The sequence below is a fragment of the Alkalimonas cellulosilytica genome, from assembly GCF_036325985.1.
In the GTDB taxonomy this organism is placed as follows: domain Bacteria; phylum Pseudomonadota; class Gammaproteobacteria; order Enterobacterales; family Alteromonadaceae; genus Alkalimonas; species Alkalimonas cellulosilytica.
Genome location: NZ_JAUHLI010000001.1, coordinates 136,454 through 162,300 on the forward strand (window position 1 = coordinate 136,454; position 25,847 = coordinate 162,300).

At 49.7% G+C, this 25,847-nt stretch carries 23 protein-coding genes; 15 read left to right on the forward strand and 8 right to left on the reverse strand.

Going from position 1 to position 25,847, the window contains the following annotated elements; genetic code table 11:
• Positions 1 to 49 precede the first annotated feature (49 nt).
• The 3 genes from gcvP (at position 50) to QWY20_RS00630 (ending at position 4,074) form a co-directional block, all read left to right on the forward strand.
• On the forward strand, positions 50 to 2,944 hold the full coding sequence (gene gcvP / locus QWY20_RS00620; RefSeq protein WP_330127103.1) for an aminomethyl-transferring glycine dehydrogenase: 2,895 nt from the start codon (positions 50 to 52) through the stop codon (positions 2,942 to 2,944).
• Between the two features lie 241 nt (positions 2,945 to 3,185).
• A complete protein-coding gene (locus QWY20_RS00625) occupies positions 3,186 to 3,587 on the forward strand; it encodes a Rap1a/Tai family immunity protein (RefSeq protein ID WP_330127104.1) in 402 nt (133 codons plus the stop codon).
• Positions 3,588 to 3,600: 13 nt separating this feature from the next.
• Positions 3,601 to 4,074 carry a T6SS effector amidase Tae4 family protein gene (locus QWY20_RS00630; protein WP_330127105.1) on the forward strand — a complete coding sequence of 158 codons (474 nt, stop codon included), beginning with the start codon at positions 3,601 to 3,603 and terminating at the stop codon, positions 4,072 to 4,074.
• A gap of 234 nt (positions 4,075 to 4,308) precedes the next feature.
• Here the strand turns inward: QWY20_RS00630 and QWY20_RS00635 are convergent, their stop codons facing one another.
• Complete coding sequence (locus QWY20_RS00635) at positions 4,309 to 4,830, reverse strand: hypothetical protein (protein WP_330127106.1); 522 nt, start codon at positions 4,828 to 4,830, stop codon at positions 4,309 to 4,311.
• A 313-nt stretch (positions 4,831 to 5,143) separates the two neighbouring features.
• Here QWY20_RS00635 and QWY20_RS00640 point away from each other — a divergent pair, with 313 nt between their 5' ends.
• From QWY20_RS00640 to QWY20_RS00650, 3 genes are all read left to right on the forward strand, one after another.
• On the forward strand, positions 5,144 to 6,199 hold the full coding sequence (locus QWY20_RS00640; protein ID WP_330127107.1) for a peptidase M42: 1,056 nt from the start codon (positions 5,144 to 5,146) through the stop codon (positions 6,197 to 6,199).
• Positions 6,200 to 6,675: 476 nt separating this feature from the next.
• Entirely contained in the window at positions 6,676 to 7,104 is a 429-nt protein-coding gene (locus tag QWY20_RS00645; protein WP_330127108.1) for a hypothetical protein, read from the forward strand.
• Positions 7,105 to 7,106: 2 nt separating this feature from the next.
• The gene (locus QWY20_RS00650; protein WP_330127109.1) at positions 7,107 to 7,556 is read left to right on the forward strand and encodes a hypothetical protein; all 450 of its coding nucleotides are present in this window, start codon (positions 7,107 to 7,109) and stop codon (positions 7,554 to 7,556) included.
• Positions 7,557 to 7,596: 40 nt separating this feature from the next.
• Here QWY20_RS00650 and QWY20_RS00655 read toward each other — a convergent pair whose 3' ends face one another.
• On the reverse strand, positions 7,597 to 8,166 hold the full coding sequence (locus QWY20_RS00655) for a gamma-glutamylcyclotransferase (protein WP_330127110.1): 570 nt from the start codon (positions 8,164 to 8,166) through the stop codon (positions 7,597 to 7,599).
• 185 nt (positions 8,167 to 8,351) lie between these two features.
• On the opposite strand from QWY20_RS00655, the gene QWY20_RS00660 reads away from it, so the two are divergent.
• From QWY20_RS00660 to QWY20_RS00675, 4 genes are all read left to right on the forward strand, one after another.
• Positions 8,352 to 9,167, forward strand: a complete 816-nt coding sequence (locus tag QWY20_RS00660) for a class I SAM-dependent methyltransferase (RefSeq protein ID WP_330127111.1) — start codon at positions 8,352 to 8,354, stop codon at positions 9,165 to 9,167.
• A gap of 286 nt (positions 9,168 to 9,453) precedes the next feature.
• Complete coding sequence (locus QWY20_RS00665) at positions 9,454 to 11,739, forward strand: tellurite resistance TerB family protein (protein ID WP_330127112.1); 2,286 nt, start codon at positions 9,454 to 9,456, stop codon at positions 11,737 to 11,739.
• 3 nt (positions 11,740 to 11,742) lie between these two features.
• Positions 11,743 to 13,050, forward strand: a complete 1,308-nt coding sequence (locus QWY20_RS00670; protein ID WP_330127113.1) for an ATP-binding protein — start codon at positions 11,743 to 11,745, stop codon at positions 13,048 to 13,050.
• Positions 13,047 to 15,242, forward strand: a complete 2,196-nt coding sequence (locus QWY20_RS00675; protein WP_330127114.1) for a DEAD/DEAH box helicase — start codon at positions 13,047 to 13,049, stop codon at positions 15,240 to 15,242. Before QWY20_RS00670 ends, QWY20_RS00675 begins: the two co-directional genes overlap by 4 nt.
• Before the next feature lie 131 nt (positions 15,243 to 15,373).
• Here QWY20_RS00675 and QWY20_RS00680 read toward each other — a convergent pair whose 3' ends face one another.
• The 4 genes from QWY20_RS00680 to QWY20_RS00695 all read right to left on the reverse strand — a co-directional run bounded on the left by QWY20_RS00680 (position 15,374) and on the right by QWY20_RS00695 (position 18,947).
• Positions 15,374 to 15,547 carry a hypothetical protein gene (locus QWY20_RS00680; protein ID WP_330127115.1) on the reverse strand — a complete coding sequence of 58 codons (174 nt, stop codon included), beginning with the start codon at positions 15,545 to 15,547 and terminating at the stop codon, positions 15,374 to 15,376.
• 13 nt (positions 15,548 to 15,560) lie between these two features.
• A complete protein-coding gene (locus tag QWY20_RS00685; protein ID WP_330127116.1) occupies positions 15,561 to 16,448 on the reverse strand; it encodes an SDH family Clp fold serine proteinase in 888 nt (295 codons plus the stop codon).
• A gap of 319 nt (positions 16,449 to 16,767) precedes the next feature.
• Complete coding sequence (locus QWY20_RS00690) at positions 16,768 to 17,934, reverse strand: MerR family transcriptional regulator (protein ID WP_330127117.1); 1,167 nt, start codon at positions 17,932 to 17,934, stop codon at positions 16,768 to 16,770.
• A gap of 101 nt (positions 17,935 to 18,035) precedes the next feature.
• A complete protein-coding gene (locus QWY20_RS00695; protein ID WP_330127118.1) occupies positions 18,036 to 18,947 on the reverse strand; it encodes a LysR family transcriptional regulator in 912 nt (303 codons plus the stop codon).
• Positions 18,948 to 19,067: 120 nt separating this feature from the next.
• Between QWY20_RS00695 and QWY20_RS00700 the strand changes: the two genes are divergently transcribed.
• From QWY20_RS00700 to QWY20_RS00720, 5 genes are all read left to right on the forward strand, one after another.
• Positions 19,068 to 19,706, forward strand: a complete 639-nt coding sequence (locus QWY20_RS00700; RefSeq protein ID WP_330127119.1) for an NAD(P)-dependent oxidoreductase — start codon at positions 19,068 to 19,070, stop codon at positions 19,704 to 19,706.
• A 239-nt stretch (positions 19,707 to 19,945) separates the two neighbouring features.
• Positions 19,946 to 21,109 (forward strand): MFS transporter, encoded by a 1,164-nt coding sequence (locus tag QWY20_RS00705; protein ID WP_330127329.1) that lies wholly within the window; start codon positions 19,946 to 19,948, stop codon positions 21,107 to 21,109.
• A gap of 161 nt (positions 21,110 to 21,270) precedes the next feature.
• Entirely contained in the window at positions 21,271 to 21,630 is a 360-nt protein-coding gene (locus tag QWY20_RS00710) for a hypothetical protein (RefSeq protein WP_330127120.1), read from the forward strand.
• A 303-nt stretch (positions 21,631 to 21,933) separates the two neighbouring features.
• Positions 21,934 to 22,929, forward strand: coding sequence for a catalase family peroxidase (locus tag QWY20_RS00715; RefSeq protein ID WP_330127121.1), 996 nt, complete (start codon positions 21,934 to 21,936; stop codon positions 22,927 to 22,929).
• Entirely contained in the window at positions 22,922 to 23,449 is a 528-nt protein-coding gene (locus tag QWY20_RS00720) for a cytochrome b (RefSeq protein WP_305945657.1), read from the forward strand. Before QWY20_RS00715 ends, QWY20_RS00720 begins: the two co-directional genes overlap by 8 nt.
• Positions 23,450 to 23,509: 60 nt before the next feature.
• Here QWY20_RS00720 and QWY20_RS00725 read toward each other — a convergent pair whose 3' ends face one another.
• Positions 23,510 to 24,844: a serine hydrolase domain-containing protein gene (locus QWY20_RS00725; RefSeq protein WP_330127122.1), complete on the reverse strand. Its 1,335-nt coding sequence runs from the start codon at positions 24,842 to 24,844 to the stop codon at positions 23,510 to 23,512.
• A gap of 166 nt (positions 24,845 to 25,010) precedes the next feature.
• Positions 25,011 to 25,748 (reverse strand): substrate-binding periplasmic protein, encoded by a 738-nt coding sequence (locus QWY20_RS00730; protein WP_330127123.1) that lies wholly within the window; start codon positions 25,746 to 25,748, stop codon positions 25,011 to 25,013.
• Positions 25,749 to 25,847 lie beyond the last annotated feature (99 nt).

A 25,847-nucleotide genomic window follows, 5' to 3' on the forward strand; every position in this document is an offset into this window, starting at 1 on the left:
GCTTACCTTTATAGGCTGTACATTTTTGTATTTATAGGACACATCAAGCATGAGCAACCCTGCTGCTAAAACGCTGTCGCAACTTGCGAATCACCAGGAATTCATTCAACGTCATATTGGCCCGGATGCCAATGAAACTGCCGCTATGCTGGCCGAGCTGAATGTCGGCTCGGTGGAAGAGCTGATTGCGCAAACCATTCCGGCCGATATCCGTTTGCCACAACCACTGGCGATTGGTGACAGCCGCAGCGAGGCCGAAGCCCTTGCTTACCTGAAGTCCGTTGCTGCCAAGAACAAAATTTTCAAATCCTACATTGGCATGGGCTATCACCCAACGCTGACGCCGAACGTGATCCTGCGCAATGTGCTGGAAAACCCGGGCTGGTACACCGCCTACACGCCGTATCAGCCGGAAATCGCCCAGGGCCGTTTAGAAGCCCTGCTGAACTTCCAGCATCTGACGCTGGATTTAACCGGCCTGGAGCTGGCCAGTGCCTCCTTGCTGGATGAAGCCACTGCCGCTGCCGAAGCCATGGCGCTGGCCAAGCGGGTGTCGAAAAACAAAAAATCCAACAGCTACTTTATTGCCAATGACGTGCACCCACAAACCTTGGACGTGGTGAAAACCCGTGCCGAGATGTTTGGCTTTGATATCGTCACCGGCCCGGCCAGCGACGCTGCCAAGCACGATGTGTTCGGTGCCTTGCTGCAATACCCAAGCAGCAGCGGTGAAGTGCGTGACGACAGCGCTCTGATTGCCGATTTGCAGGCCAATAAGGCCATCGTGGCGGTTGCTACTGACATTATGGCGCTGGTGCTGATGAAATCCCCTGGCCAGCTGGGCGCCGATGTGGTGCTGGGCTCGGCGCAGCGTTTTGGGGTGCCGATGGGCTACGGCGGCCCACACGCCGCTTTCTTTGCCACCCGCGATGCTTACAAGCGCTCGATGCCAGGCCGTATTATCGGTGTATCGAAAGACCGTCTTGATAACAACGCCCTGCGCATGGCGATGCAAACCCGCGAGCAGCATATTCGCCGCGAGAAAGCCAACTCCAACATCTGTACCGCTCAGGTGCTGCTGGCCAATATGGCATCGTTCTACGCCGTCTACCATGGCCCGGAAGGCCTGAAGACCATTGCCGAGCGCATTCACCGCTCTGCCGATATTTTTGCTGCTGGTTTAAAAGCCAAAGGCGTCGAGCTGCTGCACAACCACTGGTTCGATACCATCAGCTTTAAAGTAGCCGATCGCGCTGCCGTTATTGCCCGCGCGCTGGCCAAAGAAGTGAACCTGCGCACTGATCTGAGCGATAGCCTGTCAGTCAGCTTCCACGAGCTGACCACAGCGGCCGATATCGCTGAACTCTTTGCTATTGTGCTGGGCGACAACCATGGTCTGGATGTGGCGGCATTGGATGCTGAGCTGGTGCAACAGGGTTCTAGCTCAATTCCTGCCAGTCTGCTGCGTCACGATGCAATTTTGCAGCACCCGGTGTTTAACCAGTACCACTCAGAAACTGAGATGCTGCGTTACATCAAAAAGCTGGAAAACAAAGATCTGGCATTGAACCATTCGATGATTTCTCTGGGCTCCTGCACCATGAAGCTGAACGCCACTGCCGAGATGATCCCGGTCACCTGGCCGGAATTTGGCGCGCTGCACCCGTTCTGCCCACTCGATCAGGCACAAGGCTATGGCCAGATGATCACCGAGCTTGGCGACTGGCTGGTCAATATCACAGGTTACGACAACATCTCGATGCAGCCGAACTCCGGTGCCCAGGGCGAATACGCTGGCATGATTGCCATTCGCAAGTACCACGAAAGCCGTGGCGAAGGCCACCGCAATGTCTGTCTGATCCCGGTCTCTGCCCATGGCACTAATCCGGCGACAGCGGCCATGGCCAACTTTGAAGTGGTGCTGGTCGATTGCGACAAGTCCGGCAACATCGATATGGCCGATTTAAAAGCCAAGGCCGAGGAAGTATCGGATCGGCTGGCGGCCATTATGGTGACCTACCCGTCGACGCATGGCGTTTTTGAAGCCAGCATCCGTGAACTGTGCGAGATCGTGCACGCGCACGGTGGCCAGGTCTATATGGACGGTGCCAATATGAACGCTCAGGTGGGGTTAACCTCACCAGGCTTTATCGGTTCGGACGTGTCGCATTTGAACCTGCACAAAACCTTCTGCATCCCGCACGGCGGCGGCGGCCCTGGCATGGGCCCGATTGGTGTGAAAAGCCATCTGGCACCGTTTTTACCGAATCACCCGGTGGTGAAAATCCCAGGCACCGGCGAGCAAAACGGTGCGGTTTCGGCCGCGCCTTACGGCAGCGCTGGTATTTTGCCTATCAGCTGGATGTACATTGCCATGATGGGCAGCGAGGGCTTAAAGCAGGCCACTGAAATCGCTATCCTGAGCGCCAACTACATGGCGAAGAAGCTGGATCCGCACTTCCCGGTACTGTACCGCGGCAGCAACGGCCGGGTGGCGCACGAGTGCATCATTGATATTCGTCCACTGAAAGAAGCCAGTGGCGTCACCGAGATGGACATCGCCAAGCGTCTGATGGACTTTGGTTACCACTCACCGACCATGAGCTTCCCGGTCGCCGGTACTTTGATGATTGAACCCACCGAGTCGGAAAGCAAAGCCGAGCTGGATAAGTTCATCGAAGCCATGACCACCATTCGTGCTGAAATTGCCAAGGTAGAATCCGGTGAATGGGCACTGGACAACAACCCGCTGCACTTTGCCCCGCACAGCATGCAGGATGTGTTCAGCAACGACTGGAACCGCGCCTACGACCGCCAGGTCGCCGCCTTCCCGGCCGCTTTTGTCGCCGAGAACAAGTTCTGGCCAACCGTAACCCGTATCGACGATGTCTACGGCGATCGCAACCTGGTGTGCGCTTGTCCAAGTCCGGAGGCTTATCGTTAATTCCGGCTAGTCAGTAAAGCCATAAAGTAAACCCCAGCCTCTGTGCTGGGGTTTTTAATGGAATCTGTATCAGTGATCTCATTCACCGGGCCCAGCAATTAACCTCGATAAAGTCAGTCGAATTTACCAAATTTGAATTATCTGTTGCATTGCACTAAAAATGTAAAAACAAGGTTTATTTACCCCCCTTTTTCGTGTACTGTACTGGTCTACTGGTTACCTCAAACATAGGCCACCGTTTATGCAGCTCAAATTAGTCACGGCCATTCCCTTGTTGTTGATCACAGTGGCGAGTTGTACCGTGGCTGGAACTTCAGAAGACAATGCCAGGGTACCCTTTGATCGTTTGCTGGCGCTTGCCAATGGTCAACCGCTGACCCCATTACCACCATCTTTCTCAGAGCGAGCGAAAGCTGGGATTGCGCAAGATCAGCTGAATATGTACCTTGCCGGCGTGATTGATAGTAAAGAAAGCCATGATTGGTGTGTTGCTAAGTCAGGGTTGCCACCGCATGAAGTGAATCAACTGCTTTTGGCTGAGCTGCAGCAAGATTATGAACAGCAGAAAGTTGCCAGTCGTGATAATGCAGCCGTGTTAGTGGCTAAAAAACTTCGTATTTTATTTCCATGTTCGTCGTTATAAGTAGGGATACTTAATGTCAATTATTACCTATCAAGCTATTGCTGATGCTTATGAAAAATACAATGCTTTTAACACGGCTGAGCTTTATCGGTTGCTTGGTTGGGATGATCTCATTGGTCGACCTGAGTGGGCAAATACCTGTGCTGTCAGAATGAGCTTAGCATTGTTAGAAGCAGGAATGAACGTTACAGGGCGTGTGCAGATTAAGCAAGGCGATCTGAAAGGGCGTTGGGTTGAGCCGGGACAAAACCGGTTATCTGATTGGTTAGTCAGGCAATTGGGGCAACCGGAAGTATTTCCTTTTGACAGTACTAACTTAGCCGGCCCTCAATCACTCTATGGTAAAAAAGGCATAATTTCATTTATGCGTATTCCAAGTTATTCAGGCGGGCATATTGATTTGTTGCATCGATCGAATGATTACCTTACATGCAGTCGGAGCTGTTATTTTACCGCTGATGAAGTCCGCTTTTGGGCGTTGAGCTAGTTGCAGCGAATAGCTTTGTGAACAAGGACTGGTTATGCTCACTAAGTGCGCTCGTTTAAGCCTGTTGTTACTGGTAAGCCAGGCCAGTTTTATTGCCACGGCTGATATCAACCAGGCGCTGTCTTTTGTGTAAAACTGAAGTTGAAGTTCATATTTACACGGTTTCGCTGCTAGTGCCAGAGTTAGACTTAACTACTAAGCCTATAGAAATAAACCGATGTATTATTACTCACTTTATTCTTTTTTTTCCGAGGCTAAAGAGGTCGCTTTGCTAATAATCTGAGGCACAAATCTCTCAGAAAATCCTGCAACAAATGACCAAAATAGAAACTTAGCGAGATCCTCACCAGAATTTGGGTAAGTCTCGGTAAGCACTGCGAAAATGTAAGCACTATCAGTACCTGTGTCAGGTGGCCGTGGGAAGTGGAATTCAGGAAAGAGTTGGCCCGAAATGATCCCAGATAACAATATGACATAAAGGACTAATGCAAATACACCACCAAATATTGGGACTAATAATATCTGAAACCATGATGCGGCTAATAGCTCTAACTCTTGGTCTGAAACTTTCCGAAGTCTTTGTTGTATACTTACGAACCCCCCGATGACTCCACACAAAAGACCAGACCATGTCATCATAAGCCTAAACTCGAAAAAGTAGCTTAGACCAAAAATAACGCCGAGAATGATAAGCGTTGCGGCAGTCATTAAGATCAACCGTTTCGTAATATTATGAATATGCTTAATGCGATCCATATGCATCCCTTTCAACGCTTATTTGGCAGGTTGATCTGTGTATAAACACGACTCCATTCACCTTCGTGAACTTAGCGTAGTTATCTTTACACTGTTTTTCAAATCTTCAATTACACAATGGTTTTTACTTTTTTAAGAATAGGAAGTACCTGGTTCTGGCACAGATCTACCGCAAAGTTATTGTAAGCAAAATTAATGGGGCCAGATAAAATTATTAGGGCCAGAACAAAAAATCCCCATAAAGCAGATTTTCTTTGCATGGAGCGACGATTGGCCTGAATATAGCACCATAATTTTCTGTCCGGATACCACCATGACTGAGTTAAATGAACTGCTCGATTTGCTGAAAATACTGATCCGCGAACCCAGTGTGGTGGGCGCAGAACATAGTTTTTTCAGGGTGCTGCAACGGGAACTGGAGGAGCGCGGCGCAAAGGTTACCTGGTATGAAGGCTTACTGGTCGCACAGGGCAATGCCCCCTTCAGCACCATGTTTTCTGCGCATATTGATCGGCACGGGCTTATCTGCACGGGTCCCGATGAATTTCAGTATGCTGCTTTTGTAGCAGGAAACCGCTCCGATTTGCTGGGAAACTCCGTATCCGAGCAGTTGATCAATAAAATTGTGGATCGGTTTGATACTACGCCAGTGATGGCGTATGAGCCCTGGTCCGGTGCCTACCGCGGTAGCGGTAAAATTGCCTCAAGTTATGTCTGTGAGCGGCGTAACAACCTGATTTTCACCCTTGAGGGAATGTCCCATTTGGTCGCCGGTACGCCGGTGGCTTTCGCCGACAAACTCAGAATTGGTGCTGACAGCATCAGTGGTCAGCTGGATAACGTGCTCACTGCGGCCTATTTGGTGCATTTGTTCAGTTTAGGTTTTCAGGGCACCGCCTTTTTTACGGCACAGGAAGAGGCAGGGAAGAGCTGGCGCTATCTGCTGGAATGGTTCCGGCGCTTTGGGAACACCACCAACCGGCTGGTCGTGGTGGATACCAGCCCCTACCCGGACAGAAAGGAGGCAGATCGCCAGCAACTGGTATTGCGACACAAAGACGCCAACGCCAGTTTCGATGCGCAACTGACCGATACACTGGCCGCTTTGTGCCAGGCAGCAGGGGTTAGTTACAGCTTCAAGGATGAATACATTGAGCAGAAAAATGCGTTGTTAGCCCCCGGGCAATCTGCTCAGTCTCTTGGCAGTACCGAAATGGGCAGGATTATCGCCGCCTCAGCGGGCGCAGTCACCGGTACCACACTGCAGATCCCCACGACCGGCTACCATACCATGGAAGAAACCGCGTCACTGACATCCTGCGAGGGATTTCTGATCCTGCTTAAGCGTCTGGCTGGCCTGGCTTCGTGAATTTCTGACCCTATCGAAAGAATCCAGTGCAAAGCCAAGGGGGCAGCTCTTAAGATTGTGGATTATCTGTGGCCACTTCATATGAGTGCGAATGCTCTGGCGCAAGCACTGTGGCTGGCCCGCTATTTTGGTGGGGATGCACTAAAACTGGCTTAACTTGCAGGCCATCTATGATCTGAAGCGAGCTGACAGGAACGTGGTGAGCGAATCAACAGGGATATTTCGCCGCTAACAGCTTAAAAGGGATGTTGAGCTTGCTCTTACACTATCAATCCTAATAATAATTAAATTCCATCTATGTTTACTGGAAGAGTAATTTTGGGTATTATTTATGTTAATTTATTGGCCTGTATTGATCCGGATTGTGCAAGTAGAGGAACGGATTTTTAGAATAACTAATTGTGGCTCTTGATTAGTCATTAGCCTGATAGTGACCGGGAACACGAGCATATTCTCAACTGAATAAGGAGGTTGGCATGGCTTTTAGCCGAACTGAAGCACAGGTAACCATTGCAAAGCTGTTAGAGTTAGCCTACTCAAGAGATAAAGGAATGACAGCCAAAATTATAGCTGAAAGTGGTAATGCCCAGCTTTCCATAGATCAAAATGGGCATGCAACGTTATCTGGCTCAGCTGGTGTTTTAACTTTCAGTGGTTCACCGGTACTTGATAGCGTGGGAGCTAAAGTTAAGCGGGTCAGTATCTCCTTTACCAACAGAGACGAAATGAAAGTAGGCTACAGAGCAACATTTGACCTGGAATACATGAGGTTGTCTGTGAACGGTGAGTTTGATTTAGAGCAGCTAATTACCTCCTGCTCTGGATTACTGTGCCGGGCTGCACGCGCACTCAAAGGCAGAAATCAAGCTTATGAGATGGAGCTGCAAAGAATCATGGGGCATTAACCGTGAAGACTATTCTATTGAGCTTGATGTTCGCACTGACTATTTCTGGTTGCGCGACAGCAGATGATAGCCAAATGCCGTTGTTTCAAACCTATGCGAAGTACACCGCATTAGTTGATAAAGACAATGTGCTAACGATAGCAGGTAGCTATTTCAGCCCTTCATTATTAGGGGAAGATTATAAAAACAACCCTGGGGCTACCAGTCAGCTGTTATTTCACCAACTCATGGCTGAAAAAGTCAACCATCGGGAGCTCGTGATTGGTCAGCATGGTTGTTTGTCCATTAATGGCTATGATGAAGGCAAGGAACCGCTGACATTTAGTCTTGCGTATATTCAACTGGATGATGCTTGGTTCATTGCACAAATCCATGTTGTTTTTCTGGAGAATGAAAGTGATTTTCCAGATGTGGCGACATGCCCCGATGCATATAGTCTGGATCCAGTCTGAACCCGGCTTTACGCTAAGCCCCCGGAACAGGAGGGGGCAGCTATTTAAGCAGCTTTAACAGCTGCTGCTCAATGGCAAATACATGCTCGTCCTGCTCGTCCATTTCCCTCAGTGCTTGTGCCAGTTGCAACAGGTAGTCGCTGTTGGGGCCACTTGGGCCTGCGCTGCTGGCGATATGCGCGGCGATAGCGGCGTCTGTGTCCGGGCCAAGATAAGCCTCATTATCGGCACTGGCTAAGTACACCAGGCCTTGCGTTTGCCCTGGCTCGTCCAGCCAATGCAACTCAGTAAATACCCGCAGGTAGCCGTTTTTTTCACGGTGATCAAGGTGCTCAAAGGTATCGGGTGTTACTTCATAGGCCATGCCAGCGCAGCGGGCGCCTGGAGCCTCGATCAGGGTGAGTACCCGGCCCGGCGCCTGTGGCGTGCCACGATGATCATGCGAGCCCTGCCAGAAACGGCGTTGCCAGCCATAAATGCAGGCGGGTTTGCACTGCAGGAAAGGAAAATCCGCCTTGTAAATCAGCGAGCCATAACCAAACAACCAGACGGAATCAAGGTGATCCAATGGCTGTAGCTGTTTGTTCAGGGCTATGGTGTTGTGCGACATAAAGCTCCACTCTGGCAGACAAAATCATGGCTGGTGCCTGACATAGTAACAATTTTATCGCCGGTCGTGATCAGGTAGTTGTATGGCTGGCTAAAAACACTTTTAAACACAAGCGAACAGGGTTACCTTAGATCGATACTTTTCTATGGATGCACCTCAATGGATGCACCGAACAAGGACTGGGTATGCTCACTAAGTTTGCTCGTTTAAGCCTGTTGTTGCTGGCCAGCCAGGCCAGCTTTATTGCCTCGGCCGATATCAGCCAGGCGCTGCAGCACGAAGTGCGCAGCGAAGCCAATAAAGTGCGGGACGATGCCCGTAAACCCGAACAAACCCTGCGCTTTTTTGGTGTGACACCGCAAAGCACCGTGGTGGAAATATGGCCGGGTGCTGGCTGGTATACCGAGGTGCTGGCGCCCTTGCTGGCCGAGCAGGGCAAGCTGTACGCTGCGCATTTCTCTGATGCTTTTACCTTGTTAAACCCCAACTACATGCAAAGCGTTCGCACGGACTACAGCAAGAAACTGGCCAGCCATCCGGTGTATCAAAATGTCACCCTTACTGAGTTTGCGCCCATCGCCGATATAACGATAGCGCCGCCTGAAAGCGCCGATGTTGTGCTGTCTATCCGCAATCAGTTTTATATCTTTGAAGGCGAGCAGTCGCTGCGCCATGGCCTGGCCAGTTTTTACCAGGCACTAAAGCCGGGTGGGGTTCTGGGGGTGGTGGCACCGCTGTTGCCAGAAGATAAGCTGGAAACCGATTGGCAAGGCTCTGGCTATGTGCCCAAACAGTTATGGCTGGAGCTGGCGGCAGAAGCTGGTTTTCATTTCGAGGCCAGCAGCGATTTGCTGCACAACCCCAAAGATACCGCCGATCATCCGGATGGGATCTGGTCACTGCCCCCGGCTTTAGCGGGTGGGGACACCGATAGAGAGAAATACCTGGCTATTGGTGAGGCGAATCAGATGGTGTTGCGGTTTAGAAAGCCTGTGGTTTGAGCGAGGGAGAAAGATTTGGGCCCCGTTAATTTTAGCTGACCCTAGAGTTTATAAAATCAAGAGGTTGTAGCAGTTTGCCACGATTATATTAATGGGCACGCATTCAACCTTGTGTTAGGACAGCTTCAACTAATATATGTCGATATCCTTGATTGGCTGTGTATTATTTTGCTACTTAGGGCGAAATCTGGTAGAAAAGCAAAAGATGCTAAAGATGTATTCTTAGGGAAAACAGTCTCGCATTGAGCTTATACCTAATGCTTTCGGCCACTATAAGGACCAGCAAATGGAATTCTTGATTGGTGCAGTAATCGTATACATCCTGTATAAAATTGTATCAGCGAAACCTAAAACTAACTCCCCTAATGAAACCTCTAACAAAGTGACAACTAGGTATAAGAGCCAGTCAGGTTACTCAAACCGGTCGAGCGCATTTGTGGCGTCAGAGCAGAATACAGACGATAACGACGATGATGATACTTTTGCAACATTCACTATCCGAACCAGTTTTGGCAGAGAACCCGAAAAATCTTCAAACAAACAGAAAGGGCGCTGGGTCACGGAAACTGAGCAACTTACAATCAATGGGAGACATATTCCTAAGGGCTTTTACTATTTCGGTGGTGTGCTCGACTCGCTATCCAGTTATGGGATTGAGCCGTCATTAATTGATGAAACTAGAGCATCGTCAGCTGCAACCTCAAAACTGGGTTCCGAGCTAGATACCGATGATTCATTAGGTTACTGGCCAAGTTATGCCACTTTGTCTAAGGCTTGCAGGGGCGCTTACCTCGATTTCTTAGCATCTGACCGCGCAGATCCATCCACTCCAATTGGTTATGTCTTCATCTATTTCTATGGACTTGAAAGACGGATCATTGAAAATAGAACAACTAAAGCCGTTTCAGATGAGGAGTTTGTTGCAATATTTGATGAAGTCTTTCGCCTCAATCACGTATTCAAGGAAAGTCGCTCTTTCGCAAACTACTCAGAAAACTTCATGGAGTTAATGGCACTTTTCAGGCCGACATTGGTTGGGCCTAAGGTTGATACTATTCCTGAAACACACTCTGGCCTGTTTTTTAAAGTTAAGCTGGCTACGGTGATTGCAAATGGAAAACCGGTAGATGCGGACCTGGCATTGGATTGGTTGAAAAACACTTTGATGTATACACTTAAAACCCCGGCCAGGCGCTGTGAAAGCGAATTTAGACAGCTTTTCAGGATCCGGTTTAATGATAAATTTAAGAGTGGCTTTCTGGTTAAACCCAACAAAACCAAGTTATCACTGATGTACCGCTCAGCGAGTAGCGGCATCAGTGCAGTAAATTTAGAGCTGGATGATTTGCCGGATCCGAGCGTTTTAAAGGCACCGATAAATAAATTGATCCCTATTGCGGAGAAATGCACTGAGGAGTTAAACAGCTATAGCCGTTATTTGGGTAAGGCTGACGCCTCCCGTGAAGATATCGCTGCATTAATGCTTTTGCCAAAAGAGTTGGTTAATGAGGCCAACACGCCAGTTATTGAAACATTTAAGCAATGGGCTGAACAGCTTATTGCGAACAATAAAGGCCTAACTACGGTCCAAGAATTTTGGGCTCATACAGGAATGCCATTACCCAAGACCATCAACAAAAAGGAGTTGGATCTTCTGACCAACCTGGCAACCAAAGCCGGATTTGGTATCGCACCTGATCAACGTTTCCATCTGACAAAATTTAAAGCTGATGGCAGCATCGTTCTGTTTGCTCCGGGGCATGGTGAGTTTTTTGAACCAAGCCCGGCGTTTCATCAGTTGATGCTTGCTCTCCGACTTGGAGCGATGGTCGCAACTGCAGATAATACCATCGCGAATGATGAGGAATTGGTATTACGCAGGTTGATTGAGCATGATGATAAGCTGTCTCCAACCGAGAAAAATTCGTTATCCGCGTATTTAACCTGGCGTTTAAACACGCCGGCCAACACCACTGGACTCAGTGCCAGAATAGAGACGTTAACCTCTCATCAAATCGAGTTTCTCAAGAAATTCATCATTTCAATTGCATTGGCCGATGGTAGTGTCGATACAGCCGAGATTAAACAGATAGAGAAGATTTACTCTGCCCTCGGGTTGGATAAGTCCCTGGTAGCAAGTGATATCCATAATTTATCAACGATAAGAAAATCCGCCTCGAGACAATCAACTGGCAGCCCGACTCATAGTGAAGAGTTTGTATTGGACGACGAAATCCTAGCGATGCACGAAAGTGACACCAGTGACGCAAAATCGATGTTGGAGAACATCTTTGCGGCTGAGGACGAACCAGAACCAATAAAAACGACACCAGTTGTCGATCATCAAGATGGTTTGGACAGTGCACACCGGGCCTTATTTGATGCCTTAATAGAAAAAGCAATGTGGCCTCGGCATGACCTGCATGAGCTTTGTGGAAAGTTGGGGCTTATGGTCGATGGCGCCATTGAGAAAATTAATGATTGGGCATATGAGAAAGTCGATGCGCCGGTTTTAGATGATAATGGCGACATTTACGTCGACATGGATATTGTTGAAGAATTAAAGGGGTAATTGATGACGGTTAAGAAAATCCGGGCAAAAGAGCGCGATGCCATTATCCAGTCGCTAAAATCTGGCGTAACACCCAAGGTAGGGATCCAACATATTCAGGTTGGTCGGGTTAATGAACTTAAGGCCATGATCCAAGATATTGAACGTATCTCTGACGGAGGTTCGGCTTTCAGGTTGATTATCGGTGAGTACGGCTCAGGTAAAACGTTCTTTTTAAGTGTTGTCAGAGCTATTGCCTTGGAGCGAAAGCTAGTTACTGTGAATGCTGATCTCTCACCTGACAGACGGATCCACGCTTCTGCTGGCCAGGCAAGAAACCTGTATTCAGAGCTGATGAGAAACATGTCTACGCGCAATAAACAGGATGGCAATGCGCTAACCAGCGTTGTGGAAAAGTTCATCACTGAAGCCAGGATGGAAGCAAGTGACAGCGGTAAAAGTATTAATGCTGTTATTCATGAGAAACTGGCTTCTCTCTCTGAACTTGTGGGTGGCTATGACTTTGCTAAAGTTGTTGAAGCCTATTGGACCGGTCATGAAACAGATAACGACACCCTAAAGGCTAACGCCGTTAAATGGCTGCGCGCCGAATATTCCACCAAGACCGATGCGCGTAATGACCTTGGTGTCAGAACCATCATTTCTGACGCATCGTTTTATGACTCTCTCAAATTAATGAGTTTGTTTGTCCGCCAAGCAGGGTATGCGGGATTGCTCGTCAATCTGGATGAGATGGTGAACCTTTATAAGCTCAACAACACCACGGCTCGTACATCAAACTATGAGCAGATCTTACGCATTTTGAATGACTGCTTACAGGGAACAGCCGTGCATCTGGGCTTTTTACTTGGCGGAACACCAGAGTTCCTGCTTGATCCGAGAAAGGGCCTTTATAGCTATGAAGCGCTGCAATCCAGACTTGCCGGAAACACGTTTGCGAAGCAGGCTGGGATGATCGACTACACTTCACCAGCACTGCATTTGGCGAGTTTAACTCCGGAAGAGCTGTATATCCTGTTAAAAAACCTAAGACACGTATACGCAGAAGGTGATGAGAGCAAATACCTAGTTCCAGACGAGTCGCTTAAGGCATTTTTAAAGCACTGCAGCCAAACGATCGGCGATGCGTATTTCCGAACGCCGAGAAATACCATCAAGGCTTTTTTAGATATGCTCGCCGTGATTGACCAAAACCCTTCGATTGCATGGAATGGTTTGATTTCCTCCGTGGCTATTGAGGAGGATAAGCCATCCGACGTTGAACTTGATGTCGAAGACAGTGAAGAAGAGCTGGCTGACTTCAAGCTATGATAAACGCACATGAAAAGCTCGATTTCCGGGTTCAACGCTGGATATTCCAACAAGGCTGGAACAGCCTTCGGGAAATTCAGTGTTTAGCCATTGAGCCTATCCTGTCAGCAAATACGGATGTTCTCATCAGCGCTTCCACTGCAGCGGGAAAAACAGAGGCTTTTTTCTTGCCGGCAATCAGTGCCATTGCAGACCACTCAAATGGAGTGGGGATCCTATATATTAGCCCATTGAAAGCGCTGATTAACGATCAGGACAGGCGCTTGGAAAGCTTGTCTGATTTGCTCGATATACCGGTGACTCCTTGGCATGGAGACAGTCCTCAGAGTAAAAAGAGGAAGCTGCGCGCGTCACCGGCAGGGATCGTATTAATTACCCCGGAGTCACTTGAGTCACTTCTCATTCGTGATGCGGGATGGGTTAAGTCTGCCTTTTCGTCTTTAAAATACATTGTTATCGATGAGTTTCATGCGTTTTTAGGCTCAGAGCGCGGGAACCACTTATTGTCGTTATTGCATCGCCTGGAGCATCTGCTTGGGCGCTTAAAAGTGCCGATCCCCAGAGTGGCGCTCAGCGCAACGTTAGGGGATATTGAAAAGGTCCCTTTTTCGCTGCGTCCAAATCAGTCGTTACCCTGCAAGATCGTAAGAGACTCTGTTTCCTCCGCATCGATCCAGGTTCAAGTTAGAGGGTATGTAAACCCTGGGCAGATCACCGAGGAAAATCCGGCCGATGCTGAATATCAAATTTGCGAAGATCTGTACAAATTTTGCCGGGGTGGCAATCATTTAGTTTTTGCCAACAGTAGAGCTCGGACAGAGGGTATTGCCGCAACATTGAGCGATATGTGTGAACAGAATTTGGTGCCGAATGAGTTTTTTCCACATCATGGCTCGTTATCAAAAGATCTCAGAGAAAGTCTCGAAAAGCGGCTGCAGCAAGAGCAGTACCCCACGACAGCGATTTGCACCATGACGCTTGAGCTCGGTATTGATATTGGAAAAGTGAATTCCGTCGTTCAGGTGACGGCACCGCATTCAGTTTCAAGTCTCCGGCAGCGATTGGGGCGCTCAGGACGCCGAGGTGGTCCATCAGTGTTGCGCATGTTAATTGCTGAGAATGAGATCCAAAAGAACTCAAATATCGCCGATAAGCTTCGCTTAGAGCTCATTCAGTCTATGGCTATGATCAGGTTGCTCATAAGCGATAAGTGGTTCGAGCCGGCCGACACAAGCCTTTACCACTTCTCAACGCTATTACATCAGATCTTAGCTGTTATCGCGCAATGGGGAAGCATAAGAGCTGCTCAATTGTTTAATCTGCTCTGCCGGGAGGGTCCGTTCCGCCATATTACTTTAGACAGTTATAAAGCCTTGCTGAAGCACATGGGAGCTACAGAGCTCATCACGCAACTGGGGAGTGGAGAGCTGGTGCTGGGCGTTCAAGGAGAGAGAATAACAGGACATTACTCCTTTTACGCGGTATTTAAAACGCCGGAGGAGTATAGAATTGTAAGTGGAAGCAAAGCCCTCGGTACACTTCCTATAGATTCACTGGTGTTGGTTGGCCAGCACATTGTTTTTGGAGGAAAAAGATGGCTGGTAAAAGATATCGACACGGATAAAAAGACCATCTACGTTGAACACGCCAAAGGCGGGAGACCACCAAGATTCGGTGGTAGTGGGATGTCAGTTCATGACATTGTCCGTCAAGAGATGTTCAACATTTTCTGTAAGGGTGATTATCGAATCCATTACGAGGGACAAAAAATCGATTTCGCGAACAAAGAAGCAAGGGCTTTGTTTCAAGAAGGCGCCCATTTTTTCAACGATGCTGGTTTACGAGAGAATGCAATTATTCAAGATGGTGCCAATACAGCCATTCTGACATGGAAGGGTGACAAAACGGTCAATACTATTGCTGCACTTCTCTCTATGCATGGCTTCGAAGTCGGTAACTTTGCAGGAGTCATTGAGGTGATCAAAGCGTCTGCAGCTGACGTCGTGGAGGCGCTGTGTAATTCGGCAAAGTCAGAGCTCCCTGACGCTACTGAGTTGGCTCAGTCTGTCCCCGAGAAGCGAGTGGATAAATTTGATGAATTTTTACCTGATGAGCTTCTGGCTATTGGATATGGAGCTCGGGCATTCAGTTTAAGAGGAGCCAAATCTTGGTTAGGATCCCATTTTTCGTGACTGGTGTTTACGCTTCTTCAATTAGTCGCATACCAAATTGCATGCGGGTTTTCACAGGTACTTTTTACTGAGTATTGGATATAAAAAAGGATGCCGTAGCACCCTTCTAAATTAAAGCAGATTCAGTAATTTTATAATGTCGCAGCACGCTGCAAATAAACTTTACTCGCCAAATTATATTCGGGCTTCTTAACAACTCCTGCACGCTGTGCTTGCTTTAGAAACTCTAGTTGTTTACTCAGCGCTTGGTTATTTTGCTTTTGCGCCTCGACAACAGTTTCAATTTGCTTGGCTAACTCGCTCATAGCGTTCTCCTGATTAACATAGCCTGTGTTTAGAACCAACCAATACAATTCTGTTCATTTTATACATATAATCGTTGCAAAAGTCGTGTAGCATATTTACGTCATTGCGTAAGGTTGTGTTGCCAGTGAAGTCGTCTATTTCTAATTTTAAGTCATTTTGCAGCGTTTTGATACCAATCATTCTACCATGACTATGCCACCTGTTATTGTCGCTAAGCATCTGCGCAATTTCTTCAGCTCGTTGACTTTTCTCATCGGCGGTAACGACTTGACCTCTTTTATGAGGACAACTTCGGTGGTTATTCCAATCGCGAAATTTAAACTCTACTAGCCACTTCTTCAGCAAAGAAATGGACAAATCTCGCGCCTGCTCGTACGCACGCAATGAAGCAAGGTCTAGCGTGTTAAGCATGACAAGTTCTGCATTACTTAATATTTGTCCGTTGCCACTACGAGAGATAAGCTCATTGCATTTGTCTAAGTATCCAAGTGCCGGTACCCATTTACCCTCGTTGTTTTGCACTTGAGGATCTATAGGACCCAACGAAGATGAGTAATCCATCAAAATTCGGTTTCCAGACATGCACCAAATAGTCCCTGCAGACATCGCTAAATCTGGAACCAGGAAATCTACGTTAGTATAGAAATGGCGGGTCATCTCAACCATTTTTTCTACCACTTCTGCAGAACCGCCACCTGTATTAAGTATGATTAATAAGTTCTTTTTGTTTCCACTATCACTTTGGGAGAAAGCTTCTAGCTGCTGACGGAATAGGTTTTTAGACCAATACTCAATAGGTCCGTAGTACGTAATAACGTCAGAGTCTGGGAAATGTTGGTCTTGAATGTAACCCAGACGATCTAATAGGAACTGTTCAACAGAGCCATTAACTATACTCATTAAGTAACCCTAGCGCTTGGCTTTAAGATTGCTAACTATTACATCATTAATTAAAAATACCAGAGCCACAAAATATAAACAATGATTTATGGAACTAGGGTCAGATAAATATTAACCTCTTTGCTGTGCTTTAGGCCCGTAGGTCCCCACACTGGAATCGAGGTTAGACTGCTTTTTGGCTTAAAATTTTTTGCGTAGGGTGGCGGTTTATTTTCAATCTATTCATCCTACTAGATTAGGATGTACAGCAGCATTCACGCTTGAATACCTGTTAATCCCATTGCAGTAGGATTGGTCGATCCGACAGGTTATCAAAGCACTAACCCCGCAGCACAAACATCTGATAAGCAAACTCAGCGCCGTACTGGCGGTAGATGTTGATTTCTTGCTGGCTATCCAGCAGAGCCCTTGAATTTGGCAGCTGCGGTTTCATGGCATTGATGCGCTCTTGCAGCGGCTGGTAGTAATTCTGCCAGGCCTGGTCGCTGAGTGAGAACTGATCCACCAGTTGATATCCTGCCTCCTGTATTCGTTTGATGCAGGTGGCGATGTTTTGCATATCCGGGTAGCCTTGCTGCCAGAAATCACGCGCTTCCGGGCTTGGCGTATCCGTCAGCCAAACCAGCTCGCTTAGCACCAGGTAACCACCAGGTTTTAAAAATGTCTTCCAATAGCGCAGCGCCTGCACCAGCCCCATGATGTAGGCAGAGCCTTCCGACCAAATCGCATCAAAGCTTTGTTTTGCAAAAGGCAGCTCTGTCATGCTGGAACAAAGTGTCGTCACCCGCTTGGTGAACCCCAGCACTTGCAGTTGCTGCTGCAAAGCCTCCAGAGCCGTAGGTTCGTTGTCGATTGCGGTGATGCTTGCAGTGGTATGCTCAGCCAGCAGGGTGGTGGCGATGCCTTTGCCGCAGCCAATTTCCAGCAGGGTGGCCGGTGGCGGTGTCAGCAGTGCCAGTGCCCGCAAGGTATCTTCTGCGCTGCCCGGCGCCCAATACTTTAAGCCCTGATAGACGGCCATAAAGTCCGCCATATACTGTTCGTGTTCGTTCATATCGTGTGATAACCATTTTAAGCGCAGGGCTTCTTTTTCAGTGAAACCCTGCTGTTTTAGCCAGGAAAAATGAGCATCCGGCGCTGCCTGGTCAATGGCCTGATGCCAGGCCCGCAGCGTTGAGTGCCCTAACAAGCTGGCCAGCAAATGCCGCGCCTGCTGCTTTTGTGCTATTTCGTGATCCAGTTTCTGCAGGCGGGCCTGCAGCAAATCCTGGTTTAACTTGGCATCGAGGCAGGCTTTGCTCTCGCTTAGCGATAAGCCACCCGCCTGCAGTTGTTGCAGCAAATACAGTCGCTGCCTGTCTTGCTCGCTATAGAGCCGATAGCCATTGCTTTGGCGTTGCGCGCGCAGCAATCCCTGCTTTTCGTAATACAACAAAGCGGTACGCGATAGCCCGGCCAGTTTGGCCAGTTCAGATATTCGATACATCGCCGGTTCCTTTACCAAAGAAATTGCAGCATAAACTATAAAGTTATAGACGGGTCAAGCGATGATCTGTGTTTAAAAGTGCATCAGTTAGCCTGGTTCCACTAAGCCAACTGCTGATACTGCTGCAAAAAGTCGACAAAAGCGGTGACCCGGGCCGGGCGGAACCTGCCCGGTGGATAGACCGCATAGATACCGCCTTGCGCTAAGCGCCAGTGGGGCAGCAGCCGGACTAATTGGCCGCTTTGGACCAGCTCACGGGCGCTGTAGTCGGGGAGTATGCCGATGCCGGCTCCGGCCAGCATCAATGCGGTGACCGTTTGGGTCGAGCTGGTTTTAAAGGGCGCCTGCAAATACTGACTGTGCTGCACCGTCGCACCGCTCTTTGGATCGGTTTGGCTAAAGCGCCACTGCTGGGGCTGCTGTAATGGCGTAAAGGCAATAAAGCGCAAATCAGCCAATTCGGCCGGGTGCTGCGGTATGCCGGTTTGAGCCAGATAGGCCGGGGCAGCCAGTAACCACTGCTCAAAACTGCCGAGTTTTCTGGCCTGCTGGCTGGAGTCTTTTAACCAGCCGGCGCGAATGGTTAAATCTATCCCTTCTTTAATCAGATCTTTCACCTGATCGCTGCTGCGAAACTCTACCTCCAACGCCGGGTGCTGCGCCATAAACGCGACCACTGCCGGTGCCAGAATGCGGTTGTTGTAATCTTCCGGCGCACTGAGCACCAGCCTGCCTTGCAACACCTTGTCGCTGCTTTGCAACTGTTGCAAGGCCTGTTGTAGCTCATCGAGCAGGGGCAGGCAGTCGTGCAGCAGCTGCTCGCCAGCCTGGGTCAGGCTAAGTTGGCGCGTCGTGCGCCGAAACAACGCCACCCCTAATTGTTGCTCCAGCGCTTTTAACTGCAGGCTGATCGTGGTTTTGCTGCAGCCAAGCTGCTCGGCTGCCGCGGTAAAGCTGCCGGCCAGGTGAAGCTGCTGCACCAGTTGCAGGCTATTTAAATCGGCGTGTTCCATGCTTATTGTTTTAATTAACCAAACAGTGATTTTAATATTAGGTTATTTTTCTGCGTTAATCGAGTGGGCATACTAGCGGCACACTGAAGGTGAATCACAAAGTAACGTTAGGAGCACAGTATGGAATTAGTCATTTTAGGCGCATCAGGCTTTATCGGCTCGGCCATTACGGCAGAGGCATTAAGCCGCGGCCATCAGGTTATCGCAGTGGTAAGCCGACCCGAGCGGCTTGAACCCAAAGCGGGGTTAACAGTGGTCGGGCTGGATATAAACGACACCGCAGCCTTAACGGCGTTATTGCGTGGCAAAGATGTGGTGATCAGCGCCTTTAGCGGCCATGCCCAGCAGGATGTAAAAGGCTATTATGTAAAGGCATTTCAGTCCGTATTTACCGCAGCAAGCACTGCCAAAGTAGGCCGTTTGCTGGTGGTCGGTGGTGCGGCTACCTTAACCCTGCCCGATGGCAGCCGTTTGCTGGATAGCCCGGATTTCCCGGCAGAATACCGCGCTACCGCCGAAGGTGCGGCAGAGGTATTGCAGCAATTACGTAGCCAGAGCACCCTGAGCTGGAGCTTTTTATCGCCGGCAGCCGATATTTTCCCGGGCGAAAAAACCGGAAGCTTCCGCCTGGGATTGGATGCTTTACTGACCGACAGTCAGGGTAACAGCCGCATTTCTAATGGCGATTATGCGGTGGCGATGCTAAACGAAGCGGAGCAGCCACAGCATAGCAACCAACGTTTTTGTGTGGCCTATTAGAATTGGGCCAGATAAAAATTAACCACCCTCTCGGGTGCAGAATGGCGACATAAATAACAGCAAGCAACGGCTGGCTGTTGTAAGTCGAAAGGAGGTAAAACAAGCGCCATAGACTCAGAGATTGAGTATATAATGCTGGTTTTTCCTCATCAGGTCGTTTTGTTGTGACTAGCCTTGATAAAACCGTGGATTTGCCGCCCTCGCCGATAGCAACACCTTCGCCAATTTCTACGCCTGCGATGATGGTAGTGCCGGTGGTTGGTGCAGTGAGTGTGGTGCACTTGCTCAACGATCTGATCCAGGCGGTATTGCCAGCCATTTATCCGATGCTAAAACAGGATTATGCGCTCAGCTTTACCCAGATTGGCCTGATCACGCTGATTTTTCAGCTAACCGCTTCTGTGCTGCAACCTGCTGTGGGTTTTTACACCGACAAACACCCCAAGCCCGCTTTGCTGCCACTTGGTATGGTGTTTACTCTGCTGGGGCTGGCGCTGCTTAGTCTGGCCCAGCGTTATGATATGCTGCTGTTGGCATCGGCGATGATAGGGCTGGGCTCCTCAACCTTTCACCCCGAAGCCTCCCGGGTTGCACGGATGGCCTCCGGCGGGCGCTATGGTTTGGCGCAGGCGATGTTTCAGGTGGGCGGCAATGCCGGCTCAGCGCTTGGGCCTTTGCTGGCTGCGATGATCATTATCCCGCGCGGCCAGGGCAGCATCGGCTGGTTTTGCCTGTTTGCCATTGTTGGCATTATGCTGCTGACGCGGGTCAGCCGCTGGGTGGTGCAATCCAATGCCAGACAACGGCTTGGCAGTGCCGCGAAACAGGGCAATGGCTTAAGCGCCCGCCAAACCCGCCAGGCATTGGGAGTATTGGCGCTGCTGATTTTCTCTAAGTACGTCTATATGACCTGCCTGAGTAATTTCTATACCTTTTACCTGATAGAAAAGTTTGAAGTATCGGTGGCCGACTCGCAGCTGTTTTTATTTTTGTTTTTGGCCGCCATCGCCGTGGGTACGCTGGCTGGCGGCCCTATCGGGGACCGGTTTGGCCGCAAGTGGGTGATCTGGGTATCGATTTTGGGCGCGGCACCGCTGGCGTTAATGCTGCCTTACAGCAGTTTATTCGGCGCGGCGCTATTAACGGTGCTGATTGGTCTGGTCATGTCGTCGGCTTTTTCGGCCATTATTGTGTTTGCTCAGGAACTGATGCCGGCCAGGGTAGGGATGATTTCCGGGCTGTTTTACGGTTTGATGTTTGGCATCAGTGGCATTGCCGCGGCAGTGCTTGGCATGCTGGCAGATGTCACCAGCATAGGCTTTATTTTCAAGCTCTGTGCCTGGTTTCCGCTGCTGGGCATACTGGCATTCTGGCTGCCGGATATGCGCCGTAGCAGGGCATAGTTATCAGGAAAACTAACAGCAGATAAAATATACTGTGCTGTGCCTCAGGCTGGTAAGCTCTGGCCTTGGGATCCGGATGAAACTTTTTGGCTTACCCTATTCCATTGGTGGAGTTGCTTGCTATGCGGTAAGTGGCTTTTTTGTTCAGTTAAGGTAGTAACATGAAGCAGTCAGTAAATAAGCAAGTATTTCTTCAAACCATTGGCTATGCACCATGGTTGTTGGTGATTTACAGTGCCATTTTTCTTGGGATTTGTTTTTTTGAAAGCCCAAGCTACTTGGTGCTTATGCTGGGGGTGCCGTTCGGCTTTTATGCTGCTCTTATCCTGCCATTTTTGTGGCGCAGGAGTAATGACTGGTTAGGGGCTTTTTTGGTGGTTATCCCTGCTATTTTTTTCTCCATTTGGTCCAGTAACCATTGGGAAGCTGTGCAGACTGTTTTAGTTGCTGCAGTGGTTACCTGCGTACTATGGTGGTTATTCAAAAACAAGTTTATCAGTTATGTGTCACGTCATACTTAATCACCTCCGACATGCAGAAGTTGTAGCTCTGCAGTGCGGTTAGCTTCGTGCGATTGCGCTGGGGATGAGAATACAAATGAATGTTAGCATCATGCCATTACCGAACTTCGTAAAACTGCTCTCCTGATTGTGATGTAACTTGGTTCTGCTGCAAAAAACCTGAGAAACCGCCGATCAGCCGGCAGGGATCTGGCAATGGCTGCCAAAATTAGTGCGCCACTCGCTGATCGCTTTTCCCATCAGAGCGTATTGGTCTATTGGCTTTAGCACCATCCGAATGTCTAACCAAAAGAAGTCATGCTTATGCGCTATGTTTTGTTTGCTGCTGCGGCGGGAGCCGTAGTAGTGGCTGCTTTGTATGCAGTTACTGTGAGTGGCCGGGCACCGGTCAGTGCCCAGGATTTTGTCAATTTACAACAAGGCGACTCAATTCAGGCGGGTTTCAGGCGCGCTCATGCCAAGGGGTTTTGCATCAGTGGCGAGTTTCAGGCCTCCGGGGAGTTGGCTGCTTACTCCAGTGCCAAAGCATTGCAACCTGGCAGCTACCCCTTTATTGGCCGCATTTCAATTGCCGGGAGTAACCCAACGGCACCTGATTTACGCGCACCAGTGCGCAGCCTGGCTTTAACCATTTTGCCTGATACCGTGCATCAATGGCGCACGGCGATGAATACACCGCCGGTGATGGCGGTAGCAACGCCGGAAAAGTTTTATCAACAGCTGTTGGCCATTCAAAGCAATACCGTGCCGCAGTTTTTTGCTGATCACCCGGAAACCGCGCATTTTTTACAATGGCGTAGCCACTATCGGCCAACCCAAAGTTATGCCACTGAGCGCTACCATAGCATTAATGCTTTTTATCTGGTTGACCGGCAAGGCAAACAGCAAGCAGTGCGCTGGGCGGCCTTGCCACTGACGGATGATGCTGGCGTTATTGCGGACGAAGAGGCAGCAGATGCATTGCAGCAGGAGTTTTTCAGTCGGCTGCAGCAAGGGCCAGTGCGCTTTGACTTGCAGTTTACCCTGGCAACTGCCAAGGATGATCCGGCCGATGCCACTATTCCCTGGCCGGAAAGCAACCCACAGCTCAGTGCCGGTACTATCGTGATTGAGCAAGCCAGTTTGCAGCAAGAGGGCGCCTGCAATGCGCTTAATTTCGATCCCCTGGTGCTGCCCGCTGGCTTTGCACCATCGGCAGACCCGATTCTACGCGCCCGCGCAGCCGCCTATGCCGAATCGCATCGGCGCCGGGCCCGCGAAGTCTTGATGCAGCAGGTTGCCGGAGGTGCCAATGAATAAGCCGCAGACTTATCCCCTTGCCATGCGGGTGATGCATTGGCTGATGGCAGCGTTAGTGCTTAGCCTGCTATTTGCCGGTTTAACCATGGTCAAGTCACTGGGGCCCTGGCAGCAGCAACTGCTGGCCTGGCACAAAGCCATGGGGTTGATTGCCTTGCTGGCGATTGTGGTGCGCCTTATCATTCGTCTGCGCTCAGATACGCCAACATTACCTGCTAGTGTGCCGAACATGCAGCAACTGGCAGCGAAGCTCACGCAACTTGGCTTTTATCTGTTGCTCTTTGTGATGCCGCTATCCGGCTATTTAATGCAAAACGCGGCCGGCCGGCCACTGAGCTTGTTTGGGCTGCCGCTGCCAGCCTTGCTTGATACCGATTTAGCCCTGTACGGCTTGTTCCGCGAAATTCACGGCTGGGCAGCACTGCTGTTGGTGCTGCTGATCGTGGTGCATAGTTGTGCCGCGCTCTATCACGGCTTGATTAAGCGGGATGGAGTGTTTCGCAGTATGGTACGAAAATAACTCATAGCGTGCGAAAAGGTCACGGCATCGCTTGGTGCAGTGACCTTTTTAGGAAAAGAGTCAGTCTGGATTTTGCTGCAATAGAAACTCTGCCAGTGCCTGGTAAGCAGGTAATGAAGTTGCATCATTGGCGCTGTTGCTGGCAACCGGATGCGAGGCTAAACGCACAATCACCATTTCAGCGGTCGGGTCGATATAAATGGTCTGCCCATGCACACCCCTGGCAGCAAAAGCCTGATGCGGATTATGAAATACCCACCACATACTGCGGTAACTGCCACCGGTTAAACTGCTAAAACCGGCCACAAAGGCCGCTTGATCACCACCGGCCTGAATGCTGCGAGCCAGCTCTGGCGCTATGATACCGGGTTTACCTAGTGTTGCATCCAGCAGTGCTTGCCCCAAACGGCCCAAATCCCGCAGGGTGGCACTGATACCGCCACCGGCAAATGGAGTGCCGAGTCCATCTACAGTCACATAGGCATCCTGTTGCATCCCCAATGGCTGCCACACTAGCTCAGACACCAACTGGTGATAGGGTTTACCGGTTACGGTGGAGAGTACCCAGCCCAATACATCACTGTTGACGGTTTTATAGCCAAACACCTTGCCATGCTCTCCCGCGGCCCGGACGGTCATCAGATACTCAAAGTAACCCACTGGCCCCTGATAATCGGCAGGCTTAGGCAGCGGGTTAGCCGCAGCACTGTATTGCCAGATATCCGCATTTGGATCGGCATAATCTTCACTGTACTGAAGCGCTGTGGTCATATCCATCACCTGCCTCACCGTCGCGTTGGCAAAGGCCGAACCCTGAAGTGCAGGTATCAGCTGACCGACCAGAACGCTCTCATCAAGCTGCCCCTGTGCAATCAGCATTTCCGCCAATAAACCGGTGATGGATTTGGTCATCGACATCGCGGCATGATGTTGTTGTGGGCCCAAACAGCCCCGATAGCTTTCGTACACCACCTTGCCGCGGTGGAGCACCAAAAGTCCATCGGTATAATTGGCCGCCAGGCTCTCTTGCCAACTGATGGGTGTGCTGGTCCCTGTAGGAGTGAACTGCAATTGGTCAATCGACGCAATGAGTGCTTCTGGCAGTGGGGCATAGTGGTCGATGGCGCGCGGAATGGCTGCAGTAGGCAGTAACTCACGCATGTGACACACGCTCCAGCGTAACTTTGGGAAACTAAAGAAGTTGCTATCGGGCTGAGTGATCCGTTTCTCCACCGGCGGTGGAAAACCCTGCATCCAACCGAGCGTTCGTGGATCGGATTGTTCGGCATTTAATGGCTCTTTCAGTGAAGCTGTCGCTGTAGCGGACAAAACACCCGCCGCCATTAAAACGGTGAGAAGGAATGCGACTATCCGTTGCGGACTGGCTAAACCCATAGCACTGCTCCTTGTTATGTGGCTTAATTCAGCTTAACAGTGAATAGCTTGTTGCTCCAGTGGCTTTAAACCCCCGTCACCAAGGAAGCAGATTTGAATTATTTCAAAGCTAAACGTTGAAAAGCCAAAGGCTCCTGGCTAACGCGTTGTGCTTTCCAGAGGCAGATCACTTAGCTACTTCGTGCGGCTTTGTTGCTTCCTGCTCCAGCGCGGTAATCATTTCTTCCGGATAGACCGATTGATACAAAGCCCGCATGCGGCCATCCCGATAACTTTGCAGCAGCGCCTGCTGCCAGCGCGCAACACGCTCAACAGGCACATCACGACTAAACGCCAGGTACTGGCGGGTTTCGATAAAGCCGTTTAACGGCACCAGCTCAATACCCAGCTCTGCTACTTCTTGCGTTCTGAGCGCTGCTGACGTTTCACTGAGTAAAATAATATCGACCCGGCCTCGGGCCAACAAATTGAAGCAGTCGCCATGCTGCACTGTTTTGAATAAATTACGCTCTTCATTAAATCCCAGCTCGTTAAGCTTATCGAGGTACACCGATTGAATGTACTCGCAGGCGATATAGTGCTTCGGCCAATAGGCTGGGGGCACTGCCAGATTAAAGCGATCTTTTCTGGCATAAAGCGCGATGCGATGAATTTTTAGCGGGCCAACCCATTGGAATAAGGGTTCACGGGCTGGGGTGCGGGTGGTTTCGAACAAAGCGGTCAGGGGCTGAGAGGTGGCTATGGTATAGGCTCGGGCCCAGGGCATTAACTCAAACTGCACCGGTTCATCAAGCTCTGTCGCCAGGTTTTTAAGCAGCTCATAGGTCACACCAGCCAGCTGTCCGTCCTCATCCAGGTATTCACCCGGCGGGCTGTGCTCTGTAAGCAGCTGCAATACAGGCAATGATGCAGACTCTGCTGCAACAGGTGGACTGTTTAAACACAATAACAACGGCACTATGAGTCGGTACATCCAATTACAACCCTGATGATAACGCTCTGA